The sequence below is a fragment of the Streptomyces sp. NPDC001781 genome (assembly GCF_053596035.1).
In genome coordinates, this window is sequence record NZ_JBSFFI010000030.1 from 29652 (window position 1) to 51399 (window position 21748).

Below are 21748 nucleotides of genomic sequence, written 5' to 3' on the forward strand. Positions count from 1 at the left end.
ACGGTCGTCACGACGCTCGAAACCCCGGTCGCCACGGTCCTGGTTGAAGGAACGACGCTCGCCACCGCGGTCGTCACGACGCTCGAAGCCACGGCCGCCACGGTCGTCACGACGCTCGAAGGAACGGCCGCCACGGTCGTCACGACGCTCGAAACCCCGGTCGCCACGGTCCTGGTTGAAGGAACGACGCTCGCCACCGCGGTCGTCACGACGCTCGAAGCCACGGCCACCACGGTCGTCACGACGCTCGAAGGAACGGCCGCCACGGTCGTCACGACGCTCGAAGGAACGGCCACCGCGGTCGTCACGGCGCTCGCCACGGTCGCGGTCGAAGGGACGGCGGCCCGCCGGGCGCTCGTCGCGCTCGGTCTCCCGGGCGGCCGGACGCTCCGCCTCGGCAGTCGCCTCGGCCACGGCCTGCTCGGCCGACGCCTGCGCCTCGGCCACGGCGGCCTCCGGGTCCTCTCCGCGCTCACGGGCGACGCGCGCCACCAGGCGGTCGGCCTCCTCGCGCAGCTCACCGGCGCGGCGCTGGGCGCGCTCCAGCTCCTTGACCAGGCCGGCGACCTCGCGCTCGGCCTGCTGAGCGGCGTTGCCCGCGGACTCGGCCTGCACCTCGGTCATGGACCGGGCGCCGGTGATCTCGGCGACCTCGGGCTCGAAGGCGCCGGCCCCCTGGATGATGTGGCGCGCGGCGTCGACGCCCGCGTCCTCCATCAGCCGGAAGATCTGGCGGCGCTGGTGCGGCAGGGACAGCGAGACGACCGTGCCGGAGCGGCCCGCGCGGGCGGTACGGCCGGAGCGGTGCAGGTAGTCCTTGTGGTCGCCCGCCGGGTCCACGTTGAGGACCAGGTCGATGCCGTCGACGTGGATGCCGCGCGCGGCGACGTCGGTGGCGACGAGCGCGTTGACGTAGCCGTCCTTGAAGTCGGCCAGCGTCCGGGTGCGGGCGCCCTGGGTCATGCCGCCGTGCAGCGCGTCGGCCTTCACACCGGAGTCGCGGAGCTGCTCGGCGATGCGGTCGGCGCCGAGCTGGGTGCGCACGAAGATGATCGTGCGGCCCTTGCGGGAGGCGATCGCGGCGGTGACCGGCGCCTTGTCCTTGGGCTTCACGATGAGGATGTGGTGCGACATGGTCGTGACGTTGCCCTGCGCGCTGTCGACCTCGTGCGTGACCGGGTCGGTCAGGTAGCGCTTGACCAGCGTGGAGATCTCGTTCTCCATGGTCGCGGAGAACAGCATGCGCTGGCCGCCGGCCGGGACCTGGTCGAGCAGCTCGGTGACCTCGGGCAGGAAGCCCAGGTCGGACATCTGGTCGGCCTCGTCGAGGACGGCGATCTGGACGTCCTCCAGCGAGCAGGCGCCGCGGTTGATGATGTCGCGCAGACGGCCCGGAGTGGCGACGAGGACGTCGACACCGCGCTCCAGGGCGTAGATCTGGTTGCCCATCGAGGTACCGCCGCAGACGACCTTCATCTTCAGGCCGAGCACGTCGCCGTAGGGCTGGAGGGCGTCGGCGACCTGCATCGCCAGCTCGCGGGTCGGCGTCAGGATGACGGCGCGCGGGCGCTTCTTCTCGGTGCGGCCGCCGGCCAGCGTGGCCAGGGTGGGCAGACCGAAGGAGAGGGTCTTGCCGGAGCCGGTGCGGCCACGGCCGAGGATGTCCTTGCCGGCCAGGGCGTCCGGGATGGTCGCGGCCTGGATCGGGAAGGGGGTGGTGACGCCGTTCTGCGCGAGCTTGCGCACGACGCCCTCGGGGAGACCGAGGTCGGCGAAGGTGATCTCGGGGGTGGTGTCGGTGGTGTCGTCGGCCTCGACGACACCGGTGACCTCGTCCGCCTCGTCCACGAGGGCGGTCACGTCCTCGGGGTTCTCGGGCGCGACGAACTGGTCAGTACTGGAAACGGACATGCGAATGCGAAACCTTCCGGAGTCTCTCGGCACGCGCCCGTCAACTCCGTGATTCGCACAACACAACCGCCTCAATGCGGTCTGTCACGGCAAAGGAGAGTACGCGCCACACGGCGCGCTCTGCGATGGCGCCGGGCAAATGGGATCAAACGATCTACCACCATACGCACCCCCCACCCCCGAAGGCAAACCGGCTCGTCAACCCCGGTTCGGCGCCCTCGGAGGACTCACACCGCGACCCGGACCGTGGGCACCGGAACCCGTCGGCCGAGCTGCGGGGCGGGGTCCTCGTGGGCCGAGGACGACGGCTCGGCGGACGGCGGCTCGGTGACGGGCGGGGGCGGGGTCGACGCGGTGGGCCCGGGCGGCGCGGAGGTCACCGAGGGCGGTGTCGGTTCAGCCCCCGTGGGCACCGGCTCGCCGGGCCGCACCGTCTGCCCCGGCCCGGACGGCGCCGCCGAGTCCCTCTCGCCCGGCTCCCGTTCGTCCGCCGAGGCGGAGGCCTGCTCGCCGTGCTTCTTCTTCTTGCCGCCGTGCCCGTGCTTGCCGTCGCCCCGGCCCGCGTCGTCCGCCTCGGCCCCGCCGCCCCCGGGCACCGGCCCGCCCCCCGGGTCCGCGCCCTCCCGCTGGGCGGCGGAGTGCGGGGTACGGCGGGGGCCCGCGTCGTCACCGACGTGCACACAACCGGAGGCGGCGGCCGCGGCGAGCACCGCGACGACCAGACGGACGGGTACGTTCAAGCGGCACACGACGGCCACCTCCGACAGCGGGGGATCGGGAACGCCCTGCCCAACTCCCGCCGCCCGCGCAAGGACACGCCACCGTCCCGGCCCGCCGGTGCACGGCGGACCGCGCGGGCACGCCCCGCGCCGGGCGCGCTTGGCCGACAATGGGCCTGTGCTGGAGATGACACGCGACAGGTTCGAAGAACTGGTGAGCGAGGCCCTGGACCGGATCCCGCAGGAACTGACGCGGGTCATGGACAACGTGGCCGTCTTCGTGGAGGACGAACCCTCCCCCGACGACCCCGAACTGCTCGGCCTGTACGAGGGCACCCCGCTGACCGAGCGCGGCGAGTGGTACGCCGGGGTCCTCCCGGACCGCATCAGCATCTACATGGGCCCCACCCTGCGGTACTGCGGGACCACCGAGGAGGTGGTCCACGAGGTGGCCGTCACCGTGGTCCACGAGGTCGCGCACCACTTCGGCATCGAGGACGCCCGGCTGCACGAACTGGGCTGGGGCTGACCGTCCCGCATGTCCGGGCGGCGGTCCGGGCATAGGGCACCAATGCCCCGAGTCGCCGTCGCCGCAGCCCCGGAACCGCCCCACGGCCGGAAGTGGTGGCGTCCCCCGCACCGGGCGGGCGACGGCCGGTGGCGGAGGGCGTTCGGCCTGACGGGTGTCGTGCTCGCCGGGGCGTGGCTGGGCCTGCTGGTCGTCGGCGACGTCCGAACCCCGGTCGGCCCGATGGACACCACCATGGCCCTGCGGCCCTCGCTCAGCGGCGGCACCGAGGTCGACGTCTCCCCGCTCGGCGCGCTGACCCTCGACAGCCATGTCGCGCCGGTCCGGCTGGACGTCGACGTGGACCGGCTGGACCCGGGCCGCGCCCAGGCGCTGGTCGACCACCCCGAGCGACTGTCCGGGCTCCAGGACGAGGTGGCCCGTGACGTCGAGCGCGGCACGTTCGATCTCGCGGTGCGCTCGTGCGTGGCCGTCGTCACCGGCGCGACCGCGCTCGGCCTCGCCGTCTACCGCCGCCCGCGCCCCGCGCTCGCGGCCGGCGGTCTCGCCCTCGCGCTGCTCGCGGCCTCCGGGGTGTCGGCATGGGCCACCTGGAAGCCCGAGTCGGTACTGGAGCCGAAGTTCTCCGGCCTGCTCTCCTCGGCACCGTCCGTCGTGGGCAACGCCCGCAGCATCGTCACCGACTTCGACGTCTACCAGCAGGAGCTGGCCCGTCTGGTGACCAACGTGACCAAGCTGTACGACGTCGCCTCCACGCTCCCCGCCTACCAGCCCGACCCCTCCACGATCCGGGTCCTGCACGTATCCGACATCCACCTCAACCCGGCCGCGTGGAAGATCATCGGCTCGCTGGTGGACCAGTACAAGGTCGACGTGATCGTCGACTCCGGCGACACCATGGACCACGGCACCTCGGCGGAGAACGGCTTCCTCGATCCGGTGAAGGACCTGGGCGCGCCGTACGTCTGGGTCCGGGGCAACCACGACTCGCGCTCCACCCAGCGCCGCCTGGAGGGGATCGAGAACGCCCACGTGCTGGACGAGGGCGCGGCCGAGACGGTCGCGGGGGTGCGCTTCGCGGGCACCGGCGACCCACAGTTCACCCCTGACCGCTCCCGGGCCACCGGCGGCGACGCGGCGCAGCGGCTCGCGGGTGCCCGGCTCGCCTCGGCGCTGCGGGACCAGAGGGCCAAGGGCACCCCGGTGGACGTCGCGGTGGCCCACGAACCGGTGGCCGCCGCCGAGACCGACGGCACGGTGCCGCTGGTGCTCTGCGGGCATCTGCACACCCAGGGCACGAAGGTCCTTCCGCTGGGCACCCGGCTGCGCCGCGAGGGCTCGACCGGCGGCAGCGGACTGCGCGCGGTGGAGGGCCAGTACCCGGCGCCGATCGAGGCGTCGGTGCTCTACCTGGACCGCGACACCCGCCGGCTGCAGGCATGGGACGCGATCAGGCTGGGCGGGCTCGGGCGGACCACCGCCGAGGTCAGCCGGCACCTGGTGCAGCGGTGAGCTCCCGGTCCCGCACCCTCGTCGCGGCGAAGGGTTTTGCCCATACCGCTCGCGATCCCCTATGCTGCACACGTCCCCGACGCGCCGCGATGCGGCGCCCAGGCGGGCCGATAGCCCTCATCGTCTAGCGGCCTAGGACGCCGCCCTTTCAAGGCGGTAGCACGGGTTCGAATCCCGTTGGGGGCACCACAGCGGACTTGTCATGAAGGCCCGCCCTGATCCAGGGCGGGCCTTCGTGTTTGCCCACGTCCGGGCCCCGCCGGGCCGGAAAAGCGCGGTACGGAGCACCGCCCCCGCTCTGATACGCTTCTCCAGCGACGTCAGCCCAGCAGATGCGCACCTCACCCCGGTGGGGGGCGTGTTGGGAAGGCCCGCAACCTTGTGCGACACTGTCGTACAGCGCCTGGTCCTGTGGAGCAGTTTGGAGTGCTCGCCACCCTGTCAAGGTGGAGGCCGCGGGTTCAAATCCCGTCAGGACCGCTGAGGTTTCACGTGAAACCTCGTGGCTGGGTAGCTCAGTTGGTACGAGCGATCGCCTGAAAAGCGATAGGTCGCCGGTTCGACCCCGGCCCCAGCCACAACCGCCCGATCCGGGCCGAACCCCCTCCAGTCGCTGGAGGGGGTTCTTGCGTTTCCAGGCCATCGGAAGCTCGGTTGCAGGCAGATGGAGCGGGACTAGAGTGAAAAGCGTCCATTCGTGGGGAAAAATTACTTTAGGGGGCACTCCATGCCCGCCACGAACAGAAAGCGGACGGCTGCCCTGTGTTCGGTCTTCATGGCCGCCGGCGTCGTCCTCGCTCCGATCGGACTCCAGCAGGCGTCGGCGGCGCCCGCCCCGTCTCACGTGACGACGACGACCAAGGCGCCCACGTCCCAGGAGGACTACCAGCGCGGATTCCGGGACGGGTTCAGGTCCGGCTTCCGCGACGGCCGGCACTGCCACCATCACGACGGCGACCACCACGTCGGCATGGGGATGTCGCTGAGGGACGTGGACCGCGACTACCAGCAGGGATTCAAGAACGGCTACAAGTCCGGCTTCCGGCTCGGCATGAACTCCTGCTGACCCGGCCGCCCGCCCGGCGGCCCGGCGTCAATTCGTTCGCGTGGAATTTCCCCGAGGTGAGATCCTGGATCGCGTATGTCTACGCATCCCGCCCCCGCCTTGGGGTCTCTCGCCTCCCGTCTGACCGACCTGTCGCTGCGTGACGCGCACCGGCTGGGGCGCAGGCTCGAGGGCGCACGCAAGATCCGTAAGCCGGAGGCGCGTGCCGCCGTTCTGGCCGAGCTGGAGGGCGAGGTCGACAAGGCCGCCTCCCGGATGGCCGAGCGGCGCTCCCGCGTGCCCTCGGTCAGCTATCCCGAGCAGCTTCCGGTCAGCCAGAAGAAGGACGAGATCGCGGCCGCCATCCGCGATCACCAGGTCGTCATCGTGGCCGGCGAGACCGGCTCCGGGAAGACCACGCAGATCCCGAAGATCTGCGTGGAGCTGGGCCGGGGCCTGCGCGGGATGATCGGGCACACCCAGCCCCGCCGCATCGCCGCCCGGACGGTCGCCGAGCGCGTGGCCGAAGAGCTGCGCACCCCGCTCGGCGAGACCGTCGGCTGGAAGGTCCGCTTCACCGACCAGGTGAACCCGGACGCCACCTTCATCAAGCTGATGACCGACGGCATCCTCCTCGCGGAGATCCAGAACGACCGCGAGCTGCGCGCCTACGACACGATCATCATCGACGAGGCCCACGAGCGGTCCCTCAACATCGACTTCCTGCTGGGCTACCTCGCCCAGCTGCTGCCGAAGCGGCCGGACCTGAAGGTCGTCATCACCTCGGCCACCATCGACCCGGAGCGGTTCTCCCGGCACTTCGGGGACGCCCCGATCATCGAGGTCAGCGGGCGCACGTACCCGGTGGAGGTGCGTTACCGGCCGCTGCTGGAGGAGGACTCCTCCGACGCCGACCGGGACCAGATCACCGCGATCACCGACGCCGTCGAGGAACTGATGGCCGAGGGGCCCGGCGACATCCTCGTCTTCCTCTCCGGTGAGCGGGAGATCCGGGACACCGCGGACGCGCTGGAGAAGAAGAAGTACCGGACGACCGAGGTGCTGCCGCTGTACGCGCGCCTCTCGCACGCCGAGCAGCACCGGGTCTTCCAGCAGCACACCGGGCGCCGGATCGTGCTCGCGACCAACGTCGCCGAGACCTCGCTGACCGTGCCGGGCATCAAGTACGTGATCGACCCCGGCTTCGCCCGGATCAGCCGGTACAGCCACCGCACCAAGGTCCAGCGGCTGCCCATCGAGCCGGTCTCGCAGGCCAGCGCCAACCAGCGCAAGGGCCGCTGCGGCCGTACCTCCGACGGCATCTGCGTCCGGCTGTACAGCGAGGACGACTTCCTCGCCCGGCCGGAGTTCACGGACGCCGAGATCCTGCGGACCAACCTCGCCTCCGTCATCCTCCAGATGACCGCGGCCGGCCTCGGTGACATCGAGAAGTTCCCCTTCATCGACCCGCCGGACCACCGCAACATCCGCGACGGCGTCCAGTTGCTCCAGGAGCTGCACGCCCTCGACCCGGCGCAGAAGGACCCACGCAAGCGGCTCACCGACACCGGCCGCAAGCTCGCCCAGTTGCCGGTCGACCCGCGTCTGGCGCGGATGGTGCTGGAGGCCGCCAGGAACGGCTGTGTCCGCGAGGTCATGGTCATCGCCGCCGCCCTGTCCATCCAGGACCCGCGGGAGCGTCCGGCCGACAAGCAGGCCCAGGCCGACCAGCAGCACGCCCGTTTCCGTGACGAGACCAGCGACTTCCTGGCGTACCTCAACCTGTGGCGGTACCTGCGCGAGCAGCAGAAGGAGCGCGGCTCCTCCTCGTTCCGCCGGATGTGCAAGCAGGAGTACCTGAACTTCCTGCGGGTGCGGGAGTGGCAGGACATCTACCTCCAGCTCCGCACGGTCGCCAAGCAGATGGACATCCATCTCAACGAGGACGACGCCCCCGCCGACCGCGTCCATGTCTCGCTCCTCGCGGGCCTGCTCTCCCACGTCGGGATGAAGGACGTGAAGGACGGCAACAAGAACGAGTACCTGGGCGCCCGCAACGCCAAGTTCGCGGTCTTCCCCGGCTCCTCGCTGTTCAAGAAGCAGCCGAGGTTCCTGATGTCCGCCGAGCTGGTGGAGACCTCCCGGCTCTGGGCCCGCGTCAACGCCAGGATCGAGCCGGAGTGGGTCGAGCCGCTCGCCGGCCACCTGCTGAAGCGCACGTACAGCGAACCGCACTGGGAGAAGGACCAGGCGGCCGTGATGGCGTACGAGAAGGTGACGCTGTACGGCGTGCCGATCGTGGCCCAGCGCAAGGTGAACTACGGGCGGATCGACCCCGGGATCTCCCGCGAGCTGTTCATCCGCAACGCCCTAGTCGAGGGCGACTGGCGCACCCACCACAAGTTCTTCGCCGACAACCGCAGGCTGCTCAGCGAGGTCGAGGAGCTGGAGCACCGGGCGCGGCGCCGGGACATCGTCGTGGACGACGAGACGCTGTTCGACTTCTACGACCAGCGGGTGCCCGAACACGTCGTCTCCGGGGCCCACTTCGACTCCTGGTGGAAGCGCAAGCGGCACGAGCAGCCCGAGTACCTGGACTTCGAGCGGGAGATGCTCATCCGGGAGTCGGCGGAGGCGGTCACCAAGGCCGACTACCCGGACAGTTGGCGCCAGGGCGAGCTGAAGTTCCGGGTGACCTACCAGTTCGAGCCGGGCGCGGACGCCGACGGCGTGACCGTGCACATCCCGCTCCAGGTCCTCAACCAGGTCACCGGCGAGGGCTTCGACTGGCAGATCCCGGGTCTGCGCGAGGAGGTGGTCACCGAGCTGATCCGCTCGCTGCCCAAGCCGATCCGCCGCAACTACGTCCCGGCGCCGAACTACGCCAAGAAGTTCCTCCAGCGGGCGGTCCCCCTCCAGGAGCCGCTGGCGACCACCATGGCGCGCGAGCTGAAGCGCATGGTGGGCGTGCCCTTCGAGGCCGAGGACTTCGACTGGGCGAAGGTGCCGGACCACCTGAAGGTCACCTTCCGCATCGTCGACGAGCGGCGCCGCAAGCTGGCCGAGGACAAGGACCTGGAGGCGCTCAAGCTCCAGCTGCGTCCGAAGGCCCGCAAGGCCATCTCCCAGGCTGCCGCCGCCACCGCGTCCCGGCAGGGTGGTCCCTCGCTGGAGCGCTCGGGCCTGACCGACTGGTCGATCGGCACGCTCAGCCGGGTCTTCGAGACCCGCCGGGCCGGGCAGCCGGTGAAGGCGTACCCGGCGCTGGTGGACGACGGCGACACCGTCTCCGTCCGCCTCTTCGACACCGAGGAGGAGCAGGCCGAGGCGATGTGGAAGGGCGTACGCCGGCTGATCCTGCGCAACATCCCGGTGAACCCGGCCAAGTTCGCGTCCGAGAAGCTGACCAACGCGCAGAAGCTCGCGCTCTCCGCCAACCCGCACGGTTCGGTGCAGGCACTGTTCGACGACTGTGCCATGGCGGCGGCCGACAAGCTGATCGCGGACTTCGGCGGCCCGGTGTGGGACGAGGAGTCGTACCGGAAGCTCTACGACAAGGTGCGGGCCGACATCGTGGACACCACCGTGCGTGCGGTGGGCCAGGTGCAGCAGGTGCTGGCCGCCTGGCAGGCGTGCGAACGGCGCCTGAAGGCCGTCTCCAGCCCCGCGCTGCCGGCCAACCTGGCCGACGTGCGGCAGCAGTTGGACGCGTTGGTGAAGCCCGGCTTCGTGACCTGGGCGGGGATCGCGCGGCTGCCCGACCTGATGCGCTATCTGGTGGCCGCCGACCGGCGCCTGCAGCAGATGCCGGGCAACGTCCAGCGGGACACCACCCGCATGCAGAAGGTCCACGAGATGCGGGACGAGTACGCGTGGCTGCTGGAGCAGCTCCCCCAGGGGCGGCCGGTGCCGCGGCAGGTGCTGGACATCCGCTGGATGCTGGAGGAACTGCGGGTCAGCTACTTCGCCCACGCGCTGGGCACCGCGTACGCCATCTCCGACAAGCGGATCGTGAAGGCGATCGACGCCGCCGTGCCGTAACCGCGCGGTCGCACCGGGTGAGTTCGACCCGGGCACCCGGACTCCTGTACAGTCCTTCTCGCAGCGCAACGCAGAAGCGAAGCGCCGCACCAGATGGTCCTGTGGAGCAGTTTGGAGTGCTCGCCACCCTGTCAAGGTGGAGGCCGCGGGTTCAAATCCCGTCAGGACCGCAGCAAGGAGAAGGGCCCCCGGAAATCCGGGGGCCCTTCCGCCGTTCCGGATGCCCACGGGCACCCCGTGGGGCCTGCGGAGGCGGCGCACGTCGGCCTCGGCCCGGCACGGGGCACGGGCGCCCCTGGGCGGGCACCTGAGGGCCGCTCGGCACCGCCGGCGCCCTTTCCCGGCCGCTGCCCCAACGCCTGTTCCCACAGGGGACGGTGAGGCCGGAGAGGATCAATAGCGCACTCGTGCAGGAGGCAACAAGCATCTCGGCGTGTGACGGGAGTCACGGCATGAGTTTTTGAAACCCGGGTTTTTACCGCTGTCCTACAACGGGTCGATTTAATATGTGCAATTGCACTCTCCCCCGGGGTGTCCCACGGGGCTTCCGCGGCAGGCGAGGGGAACTTCCCGCAGCCCTCCCCAGACTCCGACAGGGCCGCTCACCCGGCGGCCCGCGGGCACCCGTGAGAGCACAAAAAAGATCGCGCTGGACCCGGCGGAGTCCAGCGCGATCGATGACGCTCTCGGTGCCACGTGCCTTCCGGAACTCGTCCGGCGTGGACATGGGGCCTGTTGGGGCAGGCCCGCGTCGTTGTGGAGCTGGGGTTCGGGCGTCCCGGCCGGTTGGGGGGCCGGTCGTTCTGCCCGGTTGTTCGGTTGTTATGCCTCGCTGCGCTGCTGCGGGATGCCCGCCAGCAGGGCGCGGACCTCCGCCTCGCGGTAGCGGCGATGCCCGCCGAGCGTGCGGATCGACGTGAGCTTGCCGGCCTTCGCCCACCGCGTGACCGTCTTGGGGTCGACACGGAACATGGTGGCGACCTCAGCCGGGGTCAGCAGCGGCTCGGCATCAGGGGTGCGAGCGGTCATGAGCGGCCTCCTCGGGAGAACCGAACCTTCTCGGTTCTTTCCTCTAAATTCTGCACCTTGACCCGCGTTGCCCGAAATGGCGGACGCGAGTCGAGTCGGTTATAGGACGAACGGCTTGTCCTCGGCACTACAACTACACCATCTGTCCAGCCGCGTCGGCCAAACCGATGGAATTGCCCTCCCAGGTGTTCATCCACGACGGAAGCCGATGGACCATGCCATAGCGGACAGTCACGCCGATGTGACGATCAGTCACATGGCGCTCGGGAGTCACAAGACCCCCCAAAGCTAGCAATGCAGAGAATCCACCCATAGTGGAGCACAGACGGGCAGACAGAGCCCTCCCCGGACTCCTTGTCCTATTTTGGCACGAGGAGTGGCAAGAGACGCAAGGGCCGTGTAAGTGCCGTCCATCACCCAATGAGGCAAAAGCCCGGTTCGAGGCCAACGCCCCGTCAAACGGTCCAAGTTCCGTAGACCGTACGCTGTTCGAGCCCATTTCGACCGTGACGTGCGTCACTCCGGGGCGGCTCAGTTCGCCGAGCGCAGGTCCCGGACCGAGCGCCAGCGGGTCGCGAGGCGGGTGTAGGCCCGGGTCGCGGCGCTCTCGTCGCCCCGGCGCAGCGCGTCGATGCCGGCGGCCACGTCCGCCGCCGAGTGGTCCTCCTCCAGGACCCCGCCCGGCACCGCGTGCACCAGGCCGCCGTAGTCCAGCTCCACCACCGAACGCGGGTGGAACTCCTCCAGCCAGCGGCCGACGTCCAGCACACCGTCGATCAGCGGACTCTCCTGCACGGTGTCCCGGAGCGTGCGCAGCGCCCGGGCCACCCGGCGCCGGGCCTGCACCATCGGCGTGCGGTAGCGCAGCAGGGCCGGGGTCTCGCCGCTGCGCGGCTCGAAGCGGCGCTCCTCGTCGGCGACCAGCACGAACCAGTTCAACGGGATCTGCCAGGCCGCCCCGCGGATCCAGGGGCGCGCCCCGGGGTTGCGCTCCAGCCAGCGCTCGTAGTCCTGGGCGGCCTGGTCGCGCACCAGGGGCGGGAGGACCGCGTCCAGCACCGGGGCGGGCAGCTCCTCGCCCAGGTCCGCCAGCGCCTGCCAGCCGCGCAGCCGGGTGCGCCAGGGGCAGACGAAGACCACACCGTCCCGCTCCAGCACGAACGCGTCGGCGCTCTCGTGCACCGGGACCGCGACGGGCGGGGTGGGCAGCAGGTCGGCCAGTGAACGGCGCAACTCGTCCTGGTAGGTGGGGCGGTCGGCGCGACGGGCGTAGCGGGCCCAGTGCTCGCGCTCCGGCTCCGGGAAGGCGGCCAGCGGCTCGTACACGCGCAGGTAGGCGGCGTAGGGGACGATCACCGAGGACACCTTGGCCACGCCTGCTCCCTCCCCGTCGGGGTCACCTCGAAACCACTGCGAATCGTGCCACGCCGCCGCCGGGGCGTCGCACCTGTGGGTGATCCTCGCCGGAGGCCGGTCACGGGCCGGGCGCAGGCTCTACCCTCAGCCGTGCGGCCCAACCGCCGCGTGGCAGCACCCCGCCGCCTCCCCCGCCACCAAAAGTGTGGGGGAACCCCCAGGGGCCCCGGCCCCGCCCGCCGCTTCTTACACAGGAGTCACCACAGTGACCGAGGTAACCGGCGCCACCGCAGATGTCCTGCACACCCTGTTCCACTCGGACCAGGGCGGCCATGAGCAGGTCGTGCTCTGCCAGGACCGCGCCACCGGCCTGAAGGCCGTCATCGCCATCCACTCCACCGCCCTGGGCCCCGCGCTCGGAGGCACCCGCTTCCACCCGTACCCGAACGAGGCGGCGGCCGTGGCCGACGCGCTCCAGCTCGCGCGCGGAATGTCGTACAAGAACGCCATGGCCGGGCTCGACCACGGCGGCGGCAAGGCCGTGATCATCGGTGACCCCGCACGGGACCGCACGGAGGAGCTGCTGCTCGCCTACGGCCGCATGGTCGCCTCGCTCGGCGGCCGCTACGTCACCGCGTGCGACGTCGGCACCTATGTCGCCGACATGGACGTGGTGGCCCGCGAGTGCCGCTGGACCACCGGTCGCTCCCCCGAGCAGGGCGGCGCCGGCGACTCCTCGGTGCTCACCGCGTTCGGCGTCTACCAGGGCATGCGCGCCTCCGCCCAGCACCTGTGGGGCGACCCCTCGCTGCGGGACCGGGTGGTCGGCATCGCGGGCGTCGGCAAGGTCGGCCGCCACCTGGTCGGGCATCTGCTCGCGGAGGGCGCGCGGGTCGTGGTGACGGACGTGCGCGGCGAGGCCGTGGACGGCATCGTCGAGGCCCACCCGGCCGTGCGCCGGGTCGCGGACACCGAGGAGCTGATCCGGCTGGAGGGGCTCGACATCTACGCCCCCTGCGCGCTCGGCGGGGCGCTGGACGACCACACGGTGCCGGTGCTCACCGCGTCCGTGGTGTGCGGCGCGGCCAACAACCAGCTCGCCCACCCCGGTGTGGAGAAGGACCTCCAGGACCGGGGCATCCTCTACGCGCCGGACTACGTGGTGAACGCGGGCGGGGTCATCCAGGTCGCCGACGAGCTGCACGGCTTCGACTTCGAGCGGTGCCGGGCGAAGGCCGCGAAGATCTTCGACACCACGCTGGCGATCTTCGCGCGTGCGAAGACGGACGGGGTTCCGCCCGCCGCGGCGGCCGACCGGATCGCCGAGCAGCGGATGGCCGACGCGCGCGCCCCGCGCTGACCGACACGCCGGGGAGACACGGACCCGGTGATCTTGCCCGGCCCGCGTGCGGGTGGGCACCCGAGGGCCCCCGGCGGTACCCGCCGGGGGCAACTTGGAGAGAACTGTCACTTCCGTCGGCGGGTCGTAGCCGGATAAGTGGTTAAAATCGCCATTGACCAGCGAGGACAGGGCTCCTCGCGGGTCCTGTGCACACGCGCGTGCTGCGGGCGACGTACCGTATGGGCGCGGGCTCAGGTACCGTGGAAGCCCTACGGACCGGCCTCTCTGCGGGGAGTCCGTTTCGGATCATGAACGCGTGTCAGACTCTGGGGCCGTTGAGCCCCGTCACCGAGGGGGTCGAGCCATGGGGCGCGGCCGGGCCAAGGCCAAGCAGACGAAGGTCGCCCGCCAGCTGAAGTACAACAGCGGTGGGACTGATCTGTCGCGTCTGGCCAGTGAACTGGGCGCATCGACTTCGAACCAGCCGCCGAACAGCGAGCCGTTCGAGGAAGATGAGGACGACGAGGAAGACCTCTACTCCCGTTACGCCGACCTCTATGAGGACGACGAGGACGAGGACGACGGTCCCTCACAGCAGCGTCGCGGCGCTTGACCATGCACTGAGCACGTTGCGATGAGCAACGGAAAGCCGGTCGGTGGCACTGCCACCGACCGGCTTTCCGTGCTGTCCGGCCACCGGCCGGCGGCGGCGCTAGACCGCGTAGTCGCCGACGAGCCCGGCGGCGCTCTCCTGCTCGCCGCGCTCGGCGATCGTGCCGGCCACCCAGGACTCGACGCCCCGGTCGGCCAGCGTGGTCAGGGCCGCCTCCACGGACTCCGCCGGGACGACGGCCATCATGCCGACGCCCATGTTCAGCGTCTTCTCCAGCTCCAGCCGGGCCACGTCGCCGCTCCGGCCGACCAGGTCGAAGACCGGACCCGGCGCCCAGGTGGAGCGGTCCACGGTGGCGTGGAGGCCGTCCGGGATCACCCGGGCCAGGTTGGCCGCGAGGCCGCCGCCGGTGATGTGCGAGAAGGCGCGCACCTCGGTGGTGCGGGTCAGCGCCAGGCAGTCCAGCGAGTAGATCTTCGTGGGCTCCAGCAGCTCCTCGCCCAGCGTCCGGCCCAGCTCCGCGACCTCGCTCTCCAGCGCCAGCCCGGCCCGCTCCAGCAGGACGTGGCGAACCAGGGAGTACCCGTTGGAGTGAAGCCCGGAGGACGCCATGGCGATCACCACGTCGCCGGAGCGGATGCGGTCGGGGCCCAGCAGCCGGTCGGCCTCCACCACGCCGGTACCGGCGCCGGCCACGTCGAAGTCGTCCGGACCGAGCAGTCCGGGGTGCTCGGCGGTCTCGCCGCCCACCAGGGCGCAGCCGGCGAGCACACAGCCCTCCGCGATGCCCTTGACGATCGCGGCGACCCGCTCGGGGTGGACCTTGCCGACACAGATGTAGTCGGTCATGAAGAGCGGCTCGGCGCCGCACACCACGATGTCGTCCATGACCATGGCGACCAGGTCGTGCCCGATGGTGTCGTACACGCCGAGGCGGCGCGCGATGTCCACCTTGGTGCCCACCCCGTCCGTGGCGGAGGCGAGCAGCGGGCGCTCGTAGCGCTTGAGGGCGGAGGCGTCGAAGAGGCCGGCGAAGCCGCCGATGCCGCCGAGGACCTCGGGGCGGCGGGTCTTCCTCACCCACTCCTTCATCAGCTCGACGGCGCGGTCGCCCGCCTCGATGTCGACGCCCGCGCTCGCGTAGCTGGCGCCCGTGGTCTCAGAGGACATGCTTGAGAGAACTTTCCTGTCGTACTGCTCGGACGGCGCAGCTCAGGGACGCCGGATGGCGTCGGCCGCGGCGGTGGTGGCGGGCCCGGCCGCCAGCTCGGTCTCCAGCAGCTGCTTGCCGAGCAGCTCGGGGTCGGGCAGATCCATCGGGTACTCACCGTCGAAGCAGGCGCGGCACAGGTCCGGCTTGGCGATGGTGGTCGCCTCGATCATGCCGTCGATGGAGATGTACGAGAGCGAGTCGGCGCCCAGGCTGGTGCCGATCTCCTCGATCGTCATGCCGTTGGCGATCAGCTCGGCACGGGTGGCGAAGTCGATGCCGAAGAAGCAGGGCCACTTCACCGGGGGCGAGGAGATCCGGATGTGGACCTCGGCCGCGCCCGCCTCGCGCAGCATGCGGACCAGGGCCCGCTGGGTGTTGCCGCGCACGATGGAGTCGTCCACGACCACCAGGCGCTTGCCCTTGATGACTTCCTTGAGCGGGTTCAGCTTCAGCCGGATGCCGAGCTGGCGGATCGTCTGCGAGGGCTGGATGAAGGTCCGGCCGACGTAGGCGTTCTTCACCAGGCCGTTGCCGAAGGGGATGCCGGACGCCTCGGCGTATCCGATCGCGGCCGGGGTGCCGGACTCCGGGGTCGCTATGACCAGGTCTGCCTCGGCGGGCGCCTCCTTGGCGAGGCGGCGGCCCATCTCGACGCGGGACAGATAGACGTTCCGGCCGGCGATGTCGGTGTCCGGGCGGGCCAGGTACACGTACTCGAAGACACAGCCCTTGGGCTTCGCTTCCGCGAATCGGGAGCTGCGCAGACCGTTCTCGTCGATGGCGATGAACTCGCCCGGCTCGATCTCCCGGACGTAGGACGCGCCGCAGATGTCGAGCGCGGCGGACTCGGAGGCGACCACCCAGCCGCGCTCCAGCCGGCCGAGGACCAGGGGGCGGATGCCCTGCGGGTCACGGGCGGCGTAGAGGGTGTGTTCGTCCATGAAGACGAGGCTGAAGGCGCCCTTCACCTTGGGGAGCACCGCGTGGGCGCCCTCCTCGATGGTCAGCGGCTTGCCGTCCTCGTCGGTCTGCGCGGCGAGGAGCGCCGTCAGCAGATCGGTGTCGTTGGTGGCCGCGACCCGGGTGGAGCGGCCGTTGGTGTCCTTGGGCAGGTCGGCGACCATCTCCGCCAGCTGGGCGGTGTTGACCAGGTTGCCGTTGTGGCCGAGCGCGATCGAGCCGTGCGCGGTGGCGCGGAACGTCGGCTGGGCGTTCTCCCACACGGAGGCGCCGGTGGTCGAGTAGCGGGCGTGACCGACCGCGATATGACCCTGGAGCGAACCGAGCGAGGTTTCGTCGAAGACCTGGGAGACCAGGCCCATGTCCTTGAAGACGAGGATCTGGGAGCCATTGCTGACCGCGATTCCCGCGGATTCCTGACCCCGGTGCTGGAGGGCGTAGAGCCCGAAGTACGTGAGCTTTGCGACCTCTTCGCCAGGCGCCCAGACACCGAAGACGCCGCAAGCGTCCTGGGGGCCCTTCTCGCCGGGAAGCAGATCGTGATTGAGTCGACCGTCACCACGTGGCACGTCCCCGAGTGTAGGCGAGGCCGACCACTGGGCCGAATCAGGGATATGTGGCCCCCGCCGAACCCGGACTCGCGATCACTTTGGTGGATTTTGCGTTTATGCAGGTCAGAGAGGTGATCGCGAGTCGGGGCAGGGGCGGCCCGGGCTCAGGTGAGCGCTCCTGGGGCCTCTGGGGGCGGTCCTGAGTGAGTTGTCGCACATCATCCGGCCGCGCTCTGCGTGAGCTGTACGCGCCCGCCCTTGCCCGTGGTGAGCGTGAGCGCCCCGTCGTCGCCACGGGCGGTCAGGGCGCCGGAGCCGAGGGCGCGGGTGAGCGCGCGCTCGAAGGTCGTCCTGGTTTCGTCGCAGGCCATCCGGGTCGTGCGCAGGGTGCCGAAGTCGATCCGGCCGCCGTCGACGGTGGTGGGCGCGGAGAAGGTGTTGCAGCCGAGGTTGCCGCTCGCGCGGCCCTCGTCGTCGATGCGGATGCGGGCGGCCGCGGGGGCGCTGAGCGTCGTGCCGCCCTCGGTGACGCTGTCCACCCGCCAGTCGGTGCCGGTGAGCTTCGGCGGTGGGGCCACCGAGCCGCTGCCGGTGTCGACGGTGTCGTTCCCACAGGCCACCGCGAGCGGTACGAGCGCGGCGGCCACGGTCAGTGTCATGCGCTGCCTGTGCCGGTCCATACCCCTCCGACGTGCGCGGCGCGGCCGGGGTTCCCCGCTATCCGCCCAGCGGCAGCAGCCCGGAGAGGTCCGCGCGCTCCCCGCTGGCGCTCACCTGGGCCCGCGCGACGGCGTCCGCCCAGCTCAGACGGCCGGTGGCGAGGCGTACCCAGGTGAGCGGATCGGTCTCGACCACGTTGGGCGGGGTGCCCCGGGTGTGCCGGAGCCCCTCGACGCACTGCACCACGGCGTAGGGCGGCACCCGCACCTCGGTCGAGCCGCCGGGTGCCTTCGCGGCGAGGGCGTCGGCGAGCAGCCGGGTCGCGGCGGCGAGGGCGTGCCGGTCCTGCGGCACCTCCAGCCCCGGTACCGCGTCGGACAGGTCGTCGGCGGCGAGGACCAGTTCGACGGCACGGGTGACCAGGTACTCGTCGAGCGGCAGCACCCCGGCACCGGTGTCCACCAGCGGGCTGCCCGGGTGGTCGTCCAGCAGGGCACGCAGATCGGCCTCGGCGCCGGCCAGACCGACCGGCACGGGAGGGAGGGCGGCGTCCCCGCGCAGCGGCCACTCCGCGAGCGGCAGCGTCTGCTTGGACCGGGCCGGCCGTTCCACCGCCTGCCGTACGGCGACGACGGACGCGGCGACCTGCGCCGCCAGCTCCCGCACGGTCGTCCCGTCCCGCCTCGTGGGCAGGGCGAGCCGACCGGGATCGAGTCCCTCCACGGCCTGACGCACCGCGCCGAGCTGCGCGAGCACGGCGGCACGGGTCCGGAGGGGGTCGTACTTACGGGCGCGCTTCTTGGCCGGAGGCATGGAGCGACCCTATGCCGGGACGGCCCCCGCCCGGCATGGGCGGGGGCCGTCCGCGGTCGTCACGCCAGCAGCGCCGGAATCGTGTTCTCGTGCGCCTCGCGCAGCTCGGCCAGGGAGAGGGTGAACTCGCCCTGGACGTCGACCGAGTCACCGTCGACGACACCGATCCGCGTGGCCGGAAGGCCCCGCGCGCCGCACATGTCGGTGAAGCGCAGCTCCTCCGAGCGCGGCACGGCCACGAGCGCGCGGCCCGCCGACTCCGACAGGAGGAAGGTGAACGCGTCCAGACCGTCCGGGACGATCAGCCGCGCGCCCTTCTCCCCCAGCAGCGCCGACTCGACCACGGCCTGGATCAGGCCGCCGTCGGAGAGGTCGTGCGCGGAGTCGACCATGCCGTCGCGGGAGGCGGAGATCAGGATCTCGGCCAGCAGCCGCTCCCGCTCCAGGTCGACCTTCGGGGGCAGTCCGCCGAGGTGGTCGTGGACCACCTGGGACCAGGCCGAGCCGCCGAACTCCTCCAAGGTGTCGCCCAGCAGGTAGAGAAGCTGGCCCTCCTCCTGGAAGGCGACCGGGGTGCGCCGGGCCACGTCGTCGATGACGCCGAGGACCGCGACCACCGGGGTCGGGTGGATGGCGGCCTCGCCGGTCTGGTTGTAGAGCGAGACGTTGCCGCCGGTCACCGGGGTGCCGAGCTGGAGGCAGCCGTCCGCCAGACCGCGCACGGCCTCCGCGAACTGCCACATCACGGCCGGGTCCTCGGGCGAGCCGAAGTTCAGGCAGTCGGAGACGGCGAGCGGCTTGGCGCCGGTCGTCGCCACGTTCCGGTAAGCCTCCGCCAGCGCGAGCTGCGCGCCGGTGTACGGGTCGAGCTTGGCGTAGCGGCCGTTGCCGTCGGTGGCGATCGCGACGCCGAGGCCCGTCTCCTCGTCCACGCGGATCATGCCGGAGTCCTCCGGCTGGGCGAGGACCGTGTTGCCCTGCACGAAGTGGTCGTACTGCGAGGTGATCCACTTCTTCGACGCCTGGTTCGGCGACGCGACCAGCTTCAGGACCTGCTCGCGCAGCTCCTCGGGCATGGCCGGGCGGGGCAGCTTGTTCGCGTCGTCGGCCTGGAGCGCGTCCTGCCAGCCGGGGCGGGCGTAGGGGCGCTCGTAGACCGGGCCGTCGTGCGCGACGGTGCGCGGGTCGACGTCGACGATCTTCTCCCCGTGCCAGAAGATCTCCAGCCGGTCGCCGTCGGTGACCTCACCGATGACGGTGGCGATGACGTCCCACTTCTCGCAGATCTCCAGGAAGCGGTCGACCTTCTCCGGCTCGACCACCGCGCACATGCGCTCCTGCGACTCGCTCATGAGGATCTCCTCCGGCGAGAGCGTGGAGTCGCGCAGCGGTACGTCGTCCAGGGTGACGCGCATGCCGCCGGAGCCGTTGGAGGCCAGCTCGCTCGTCGCGCAGGACAGGCCCGCCGCGCCGAGGTCCTGGATGCCGACGACGAGCTTCTCCTGGAACGCCTCCAGGGTGCACTCGATGAGGAGCTTCTCCTGGAAGGGGTCGCCGACCTGCACCGCGGGGCGCTTGGAGGGCTTGGCGTCGTCGAAGGTCTCCGAGGCCAGGATCGACGCGCCGCCGATGCCGTCGCCGCCGGTGCGGGCGCCGTAGAGGATGACCTTGTTGCCCGCGCCGGACGCCTTGGCGAGGTGGATGTCCTCGTGCCGCATGACGCCGATGGCACCGGCGTTGACCAGCGGGTTGCCCTGGTAGCAGGCGTCGAAGACGACCTCGCCGCCGATGTTGGGCAGGCCCAGGCAGTTGCCGTAGCCGCCGATGCCGGCGACGACGCCGGGCAGCACGCGCTTGGTGTCGGGGTGGTCGGCGGCGCCGAAGCGCAGCGGGTCCACGACGGCGACCGGGCGGGCGCCCATGGCGATGATGTCGCGGACGATGCCGCCGACGCCGGTGGCCGCGCCCTGGTAGGGCTCCACGTAGGAGGGGTGGTTGTGCGACTCGACCTTGAAGGTGACCGCGTAGCCCTGGCCGACGTCCACCACACCGGCGTTCTCGCCGATGCCGACGAGCATGGCGTCCGACTGGGGCGCCTTCTCGCCGAACTGGCGCAGGTGGACCTTGGAGGACTTGTACGAGCAGTGCTCGGACCACATGACGGAGTACATGGCGAGTTCGGCGCCGGTCGGGCGGCGGCCGAGGATCTCGACGACCCGCTCGTACTCGTCCTTCTTCAGGCCCAGTTCGGCCCAGGGCAGCTCGACGTCGGGGGTGGCGGCCGCGTGCTCGACCGTGTCCAGAGGCGTCCGGCTCATGCGTTGACCAGCTTCTTCAGGATCGAGGTGAAGAACGGCAGGCCGTCGGTGCGGCCGGTTCCGATCAGCGGCTCGACGGCGTGCTCGGGGTGCGGCATGAGGCCGACCACGTTCCCGGCCTCGTTGGTGATGCCGGCGATGTCGCGCAGCGAGCCGTTGGGGTTCATGTCCAGGTAGCGGAAGACCACCCGGCCCTCCGCCTCCAGCTTGTCGAGCGTGTACTCGTCGGCGACGTACCGGCCGTCCATGTTCTTCAGCGGGATGTGGATCTCCTGGCCCTGGCGGTAGTCGCCGGTCCAGGCCGTCCCCGCGTTCTCCACCCGCAGCTTCTGGTCGCGGCAGATGAAGTGGAGGTGGTCGTTGCCGAGCATTCCGCCGGGCAGCAGGTGCGCCTCGGTGAGGACCTGGAAGCCGTTGCAGATACCGAGGACCGGAAGGCCGGCCCTGGCCTCGTCGATGACGGACTCCATCACCGGCGAGAAGCGGGAGATCGCCCCGGCGCGCAGATAGTCGCCGTAGGAGAAACCGCCCGGCAGCACCACGGCGTCGACCTGCTTGAGGTCCTTGTCCTTGTGCCACAGGGCCACGGGTTCGGCGCCGGCGAGGGTGATCGCGCGCCGGGTGTCACGGTCGTCGAGACTTCCCGGGAATGTGACGACGCCAATACGAGCGGTCACTCCGCGGCCCCCGCGACTTCCTCCACCTTCACGGTGAAGTCCTCGATCACGGTGTTGGCGAGGAAGGATTCCGCCAGCTCGTGGATGCGGGCGAGCGCGGCCTCGTCGACCGGCCCCTCTACTTCCAGCTCGAATCGCTTTCCCTGGCGGACGTCCGAGATCCCGGTGAAACCCAGGCGCGGCAGCGCACGCTGGACCGCCTGGCCCTGGGGGTCGAGGATCTCCGGCTTGAGCATGACGTCGACTACGACGCGTGCCACTGGCACTCCCGGTGTGTGGTGCTGAGCAGGTTCCTTCAGACTACCCGTACAAAATTTCTACGCGGGTAGAGTTGGAGGTTTCTACGTGACCCGCATCACGATCGGGTGTCGGGCACCGAACCCGGCGGAAATTTCTGGGAAAGTTCTGCGGGCCACTGGCGATGCCTATTGAGTCCGGACACGCGGATGTATTCAGTAG

The 21748-nt window shown here is 70.9% G+C and carries 17 protein-coding genes and 4 tRNA genes; 10 read left to right on the forward strand and 11 right to left on the reverse strand.

The genetic code is table 11. The annotated features are described in order from the left end of the window. A partial coding sequence (locus ACWCV3_RS23880; RefSeq protein WP_451227665.1) for a DEAD/DEAH box helicase occupies positions 1–1911 on the reverse strand: 1911 nt, incomplete at its 3' end. A 227-nt stretch (positions 1912–2138) separates the two neighbouring features. Next, positions 2139–2651, reverse strand: a complete 513-nt coding sequence (locus tag ACWCV3_RS23885; protein WP_451227668.1) for a hypothetical protein — start codon at positions 2649–2651, stop codon at positions 2139–2141. Positions 2652–2808: 157 nt separating this feature from the next. Between ACWCV3_RS23885 and ACWCV3_RS23890 the strand changes: the two genes are divergently transcribed. From ACWCV3_RS23890 to ACWCV3_RS23925, 8 genes are all read left to right on the forward strand, one after another. Then, a complete protein-coding gene (locus ACWCV3_RS23890) occupies positions 2809–3159 on the forward strand; it encodes a metallopeptidase family protein (protein WP_451227671.1) in 351 nt (116 codons plus the stop codon). A gap of 9 nt (positions 3160–3168) precedes the next feature. After that, a complete protein-coding gene (locus tag ACWCV3_RS23895) occupies positions 3169–4671 on the forward strand; it encodes a metallophosphoesterase family protein (RefSeq protein WP_451227674.1) in 1503 nt (500 codons plus the stop codon). 113 nt (positions 4672–4784) lie between these two features. Further along, a tRNA-Glu gene (locus ACWCV3_RS23900) sits at positions 4785–4860 on the forward strand. A 216-nt stretch (positions 4861–5076) separates the two neighbouring features. Further along, a tRNA-Asp gene (locus tag ACWCV3_RS23905) sits at positions 5077–5151 on the forward strand. Positions 5152–5175: 24 nt separating this feature from the next. Further along, a tRNA-Phe gene (locus ACWCV3_RS23910) sits at positions 5176–5249 on the forward strand. Between the two features lie 149 nt (positions 5250–5398). After that, positions 5399–5737, forward strand: coding sequence for a hypothetical protein (locus tag ACWCV3_RS23915; RefSeq protein ID WP_451227677.1), 339 nt, complete (start codon positions 5399–5401; stop codon positions 5735–5737). Positions 5738–5812: 75 nt separating this feature from the next. Further along, positions 5813–9757 (forward strand): ATP-dependent RNA helicase HrpA, encoded by a 3945-nt coding sequence (gene hrpA / locus ACWCV3_RS23920; protein ID WP_451227680.1) that lies wholly within the window; start codon positions 5813–5815, stop codon positions 9755–9757. A 95-nt stretch (positions 9758–9852) separates the two neighbouring features. Then, positions 9853–9927, forward strand: a tRNA-Asp gene (locus ACWCV3_RS23925). A gap of 652 nt (positions 9928–10579) precedes the next feature. On the opposite strand, the gene bldC is transcribed toward ACWCV3_RS23925, so the two are convergent. Then, positions 10580–10786, reverse strand: coding sequence for a developmental transcriptional regulator BldC (gene bldC, locus ACWCV3_RS23930; RefSeq protein WP_003949541.1), 207 nt, complete (start codon positions 10784–10786; stop codon positions 10580–10582). Between the two features lie 531 nt (positions 10787–11317). After that, the gene (locus ACWCV3_RS23935; RefSeq protein ID WP_451227683.1) at positions 11318–12160 is read right to left on the reverse strand and encodes a hypothetical protein; all 843 of its coding nucleotides are present in this window, start codon (positions 12158–12160) and stop codon (positions 11318–11320) included. Positions 12161–12407: 247 nt separating this feature from the next. Here ACWCV3_RS23935 and ACWCV3_RS23940 point away from each other — a divergent pair, with 247 nt between their 5' ends. Next, complete coding sequence (locus tag ACWCV3_RS23940; protein ID WP_451227686.1) at positions 12408–13502, forward strand: Leu/Phe/Val dehydrogenase; 1095 nt, start codon at positions 12408–12410, stop codon at positions 13500–13502. A 346-nt stretch (positions 13503–13848) separates the two neighbouring features. Next, the gene (locus ACWCV3_RS23945) at positions 13849–14097 is read left to right on the forward strand and encodes a DUF3073 domain-containing protein (RefSeq protein ID WP_451227689.1); all 249 of its coding nucleotides are present in this window, start codon (positions 13849–13851) and stop codon (positions 14095–14097) included. Between the two features lie 99 nt (positions 14098–14196). Here ACWCV3_RS23945 and purM read toward each other — a convergent pair whose 3' ends face one another. The 7 genes from purM to purS all read right to left on the reverse strand — a co-directional run bounded on the left by purM (position 14197) and on the right by purS (position 21549). Beyond that, positions 14197–15267: a phosphoribosylformylglycinamidine cyclo-ligase gene (gene purM / locus ACWCV3_RS23950; protein WP_451227691.1), complete on the reverse strand. Its 1071-nt coding sequence runs from the start codon at positions 15265–15267 to the stop codon at positions 14197–14199. A gap of 42 nt (positions 15268–15309) precedes the next feature. Then, on the reverse strand, positions 15310–16839 hold the full coding sequence (gene purF, locus ACWCV3_RS23955) for an amidophosphoribosyltransferase (protein ID WP_451227694.1): 1530 nt from the start codon (positions 16837–16839) through the stop codon (positions 15310–15312). 200 nt (positions 16840–17039) lie between these two features. Continuing rightward, entirely contained in the window at positions 17040–17480 is a 441-nt protein-coding gene (locus ACWCV3_RS23960; protein WP_451227697.1) for an META domain-containing protein, read from the reverse strand. A 58-nt stretch (positions 17481–17538) separates the two neighbouring features. Continuing rightward, positions 17539–18294: a sterol carrier family protein gene (locus tag ACWCV3_RS23965; protein WP_451227700.1), complete on the reverse strand. Its 756-nt coding sequence runs from the start codon at positions 18292–18294 to the stop codon at positions 17539–17541. A gap of 59 nt (positions 18295–18353) precedes the next feature. Beyond that, positions 18354–20612 carry a phosphoribosylformylglycinamidine synthase subunit PurL gene (gene purL, locus ACWCV3_RS23970; RefSeq protein ID WP_451227703.1) on the reverse strand — a complete coding sequence of 753 codons (2259 nt, stop codon included), beginning with the start codon at positions 20610–20612 and terminating at the stop codon, positions 18354–18356. Then, positions 20609–21289: a phosphoribosylformylglycinamidine synthase subunit PurQ gene (gene purQ / locus ACWCV3_RS23975; protein WP_451227706.1), complete on the reverse strand. Its 681-nt coding sequence runs from the start codon at positions 21287–21289 to the stop codon at positions 20609–20611. The genes purL and purQ overlap by 4 nt, the downstream gene beginning before the upstream one ends. Beyond that, a complete protein-coding gene (purS, locus tag ACWCV3_RS23980) occupies positions 21286–21549 on the reverse strand; it encodes a phosphoribosylformylglycinamidine synthase subunit PurS (RefSeq protein WP_451227709.1) in 264 nt (87 codons plus the stop codon). The genes purQ and purS overlap by 4 nt, the downstream gene beginning before the upstream one ends. Positions 21550–21748: the final 199 nt, after the last annotated feature.

Coding starts and splice junctions, on each gene's coding strand:
- ACWCV3_RS23895 (WP_451227674.1), top strand. CDS start 3,169: ATGTCCGGGCGGCGGTCCGGGCATAGGGCACCAATGCCCCGAGTCGCC.
- ACWCV3_RS23915 (WP_451227677.1), top strand. CDS start 5,399: ATGCCCGCCACGAACAGAAAGCGGACGGCTGCCCTGTGTTCGGTCTTC.
- hrpA (WP_451227680.1), top strand. CDS start 5,813: ATGTCTACGCATCCCGCCCCCGCCTTGGGGTCTCTCGCCTCCCGTCTG.
- bldC (WP_003949541.1), bottom strand. CDS start 10,786: ATGACCGCTCGCACCCCTGATGCCGAGCCGCTGCTGACCCCGGCTGAG.
- ACWCV3_RS23945 (WP_451227689.1), top strand. CDS start 13,849: ATGGGGCGCGGCCGGGCCAAGGCCAAGCAGACGAAGGTCGCCCGCCAG.
- purM (WP_451227691.1), bottom strand. CDS start 15,267: ATGTCCTCTGAGACCACGGGCGCCAGCTACGCGAGCGCGGGCGTCGAC.
- ACWCV3_RS23960 (WP_451227697.1), bottom strand. CDS start 17,480: ATGACACTGACCGTGGCCGCCGCGCTCGTACCGCTCGCGGTGGCCTGT.
- ACWCV3_RS23965 (WP_451227700.1), bottom strand. CDS start 18,294: ATGCCTCCGGCCAAGAAGCGCGCCCGTAAGTACGACCCCCTCCGGACC.
- purL (WP_451227703.1), bottom strand. CDS start 20,612: ATGAGCCGGACGCCTCTGGACACGGTCGAGCACGCGGCCGCCACCCCC.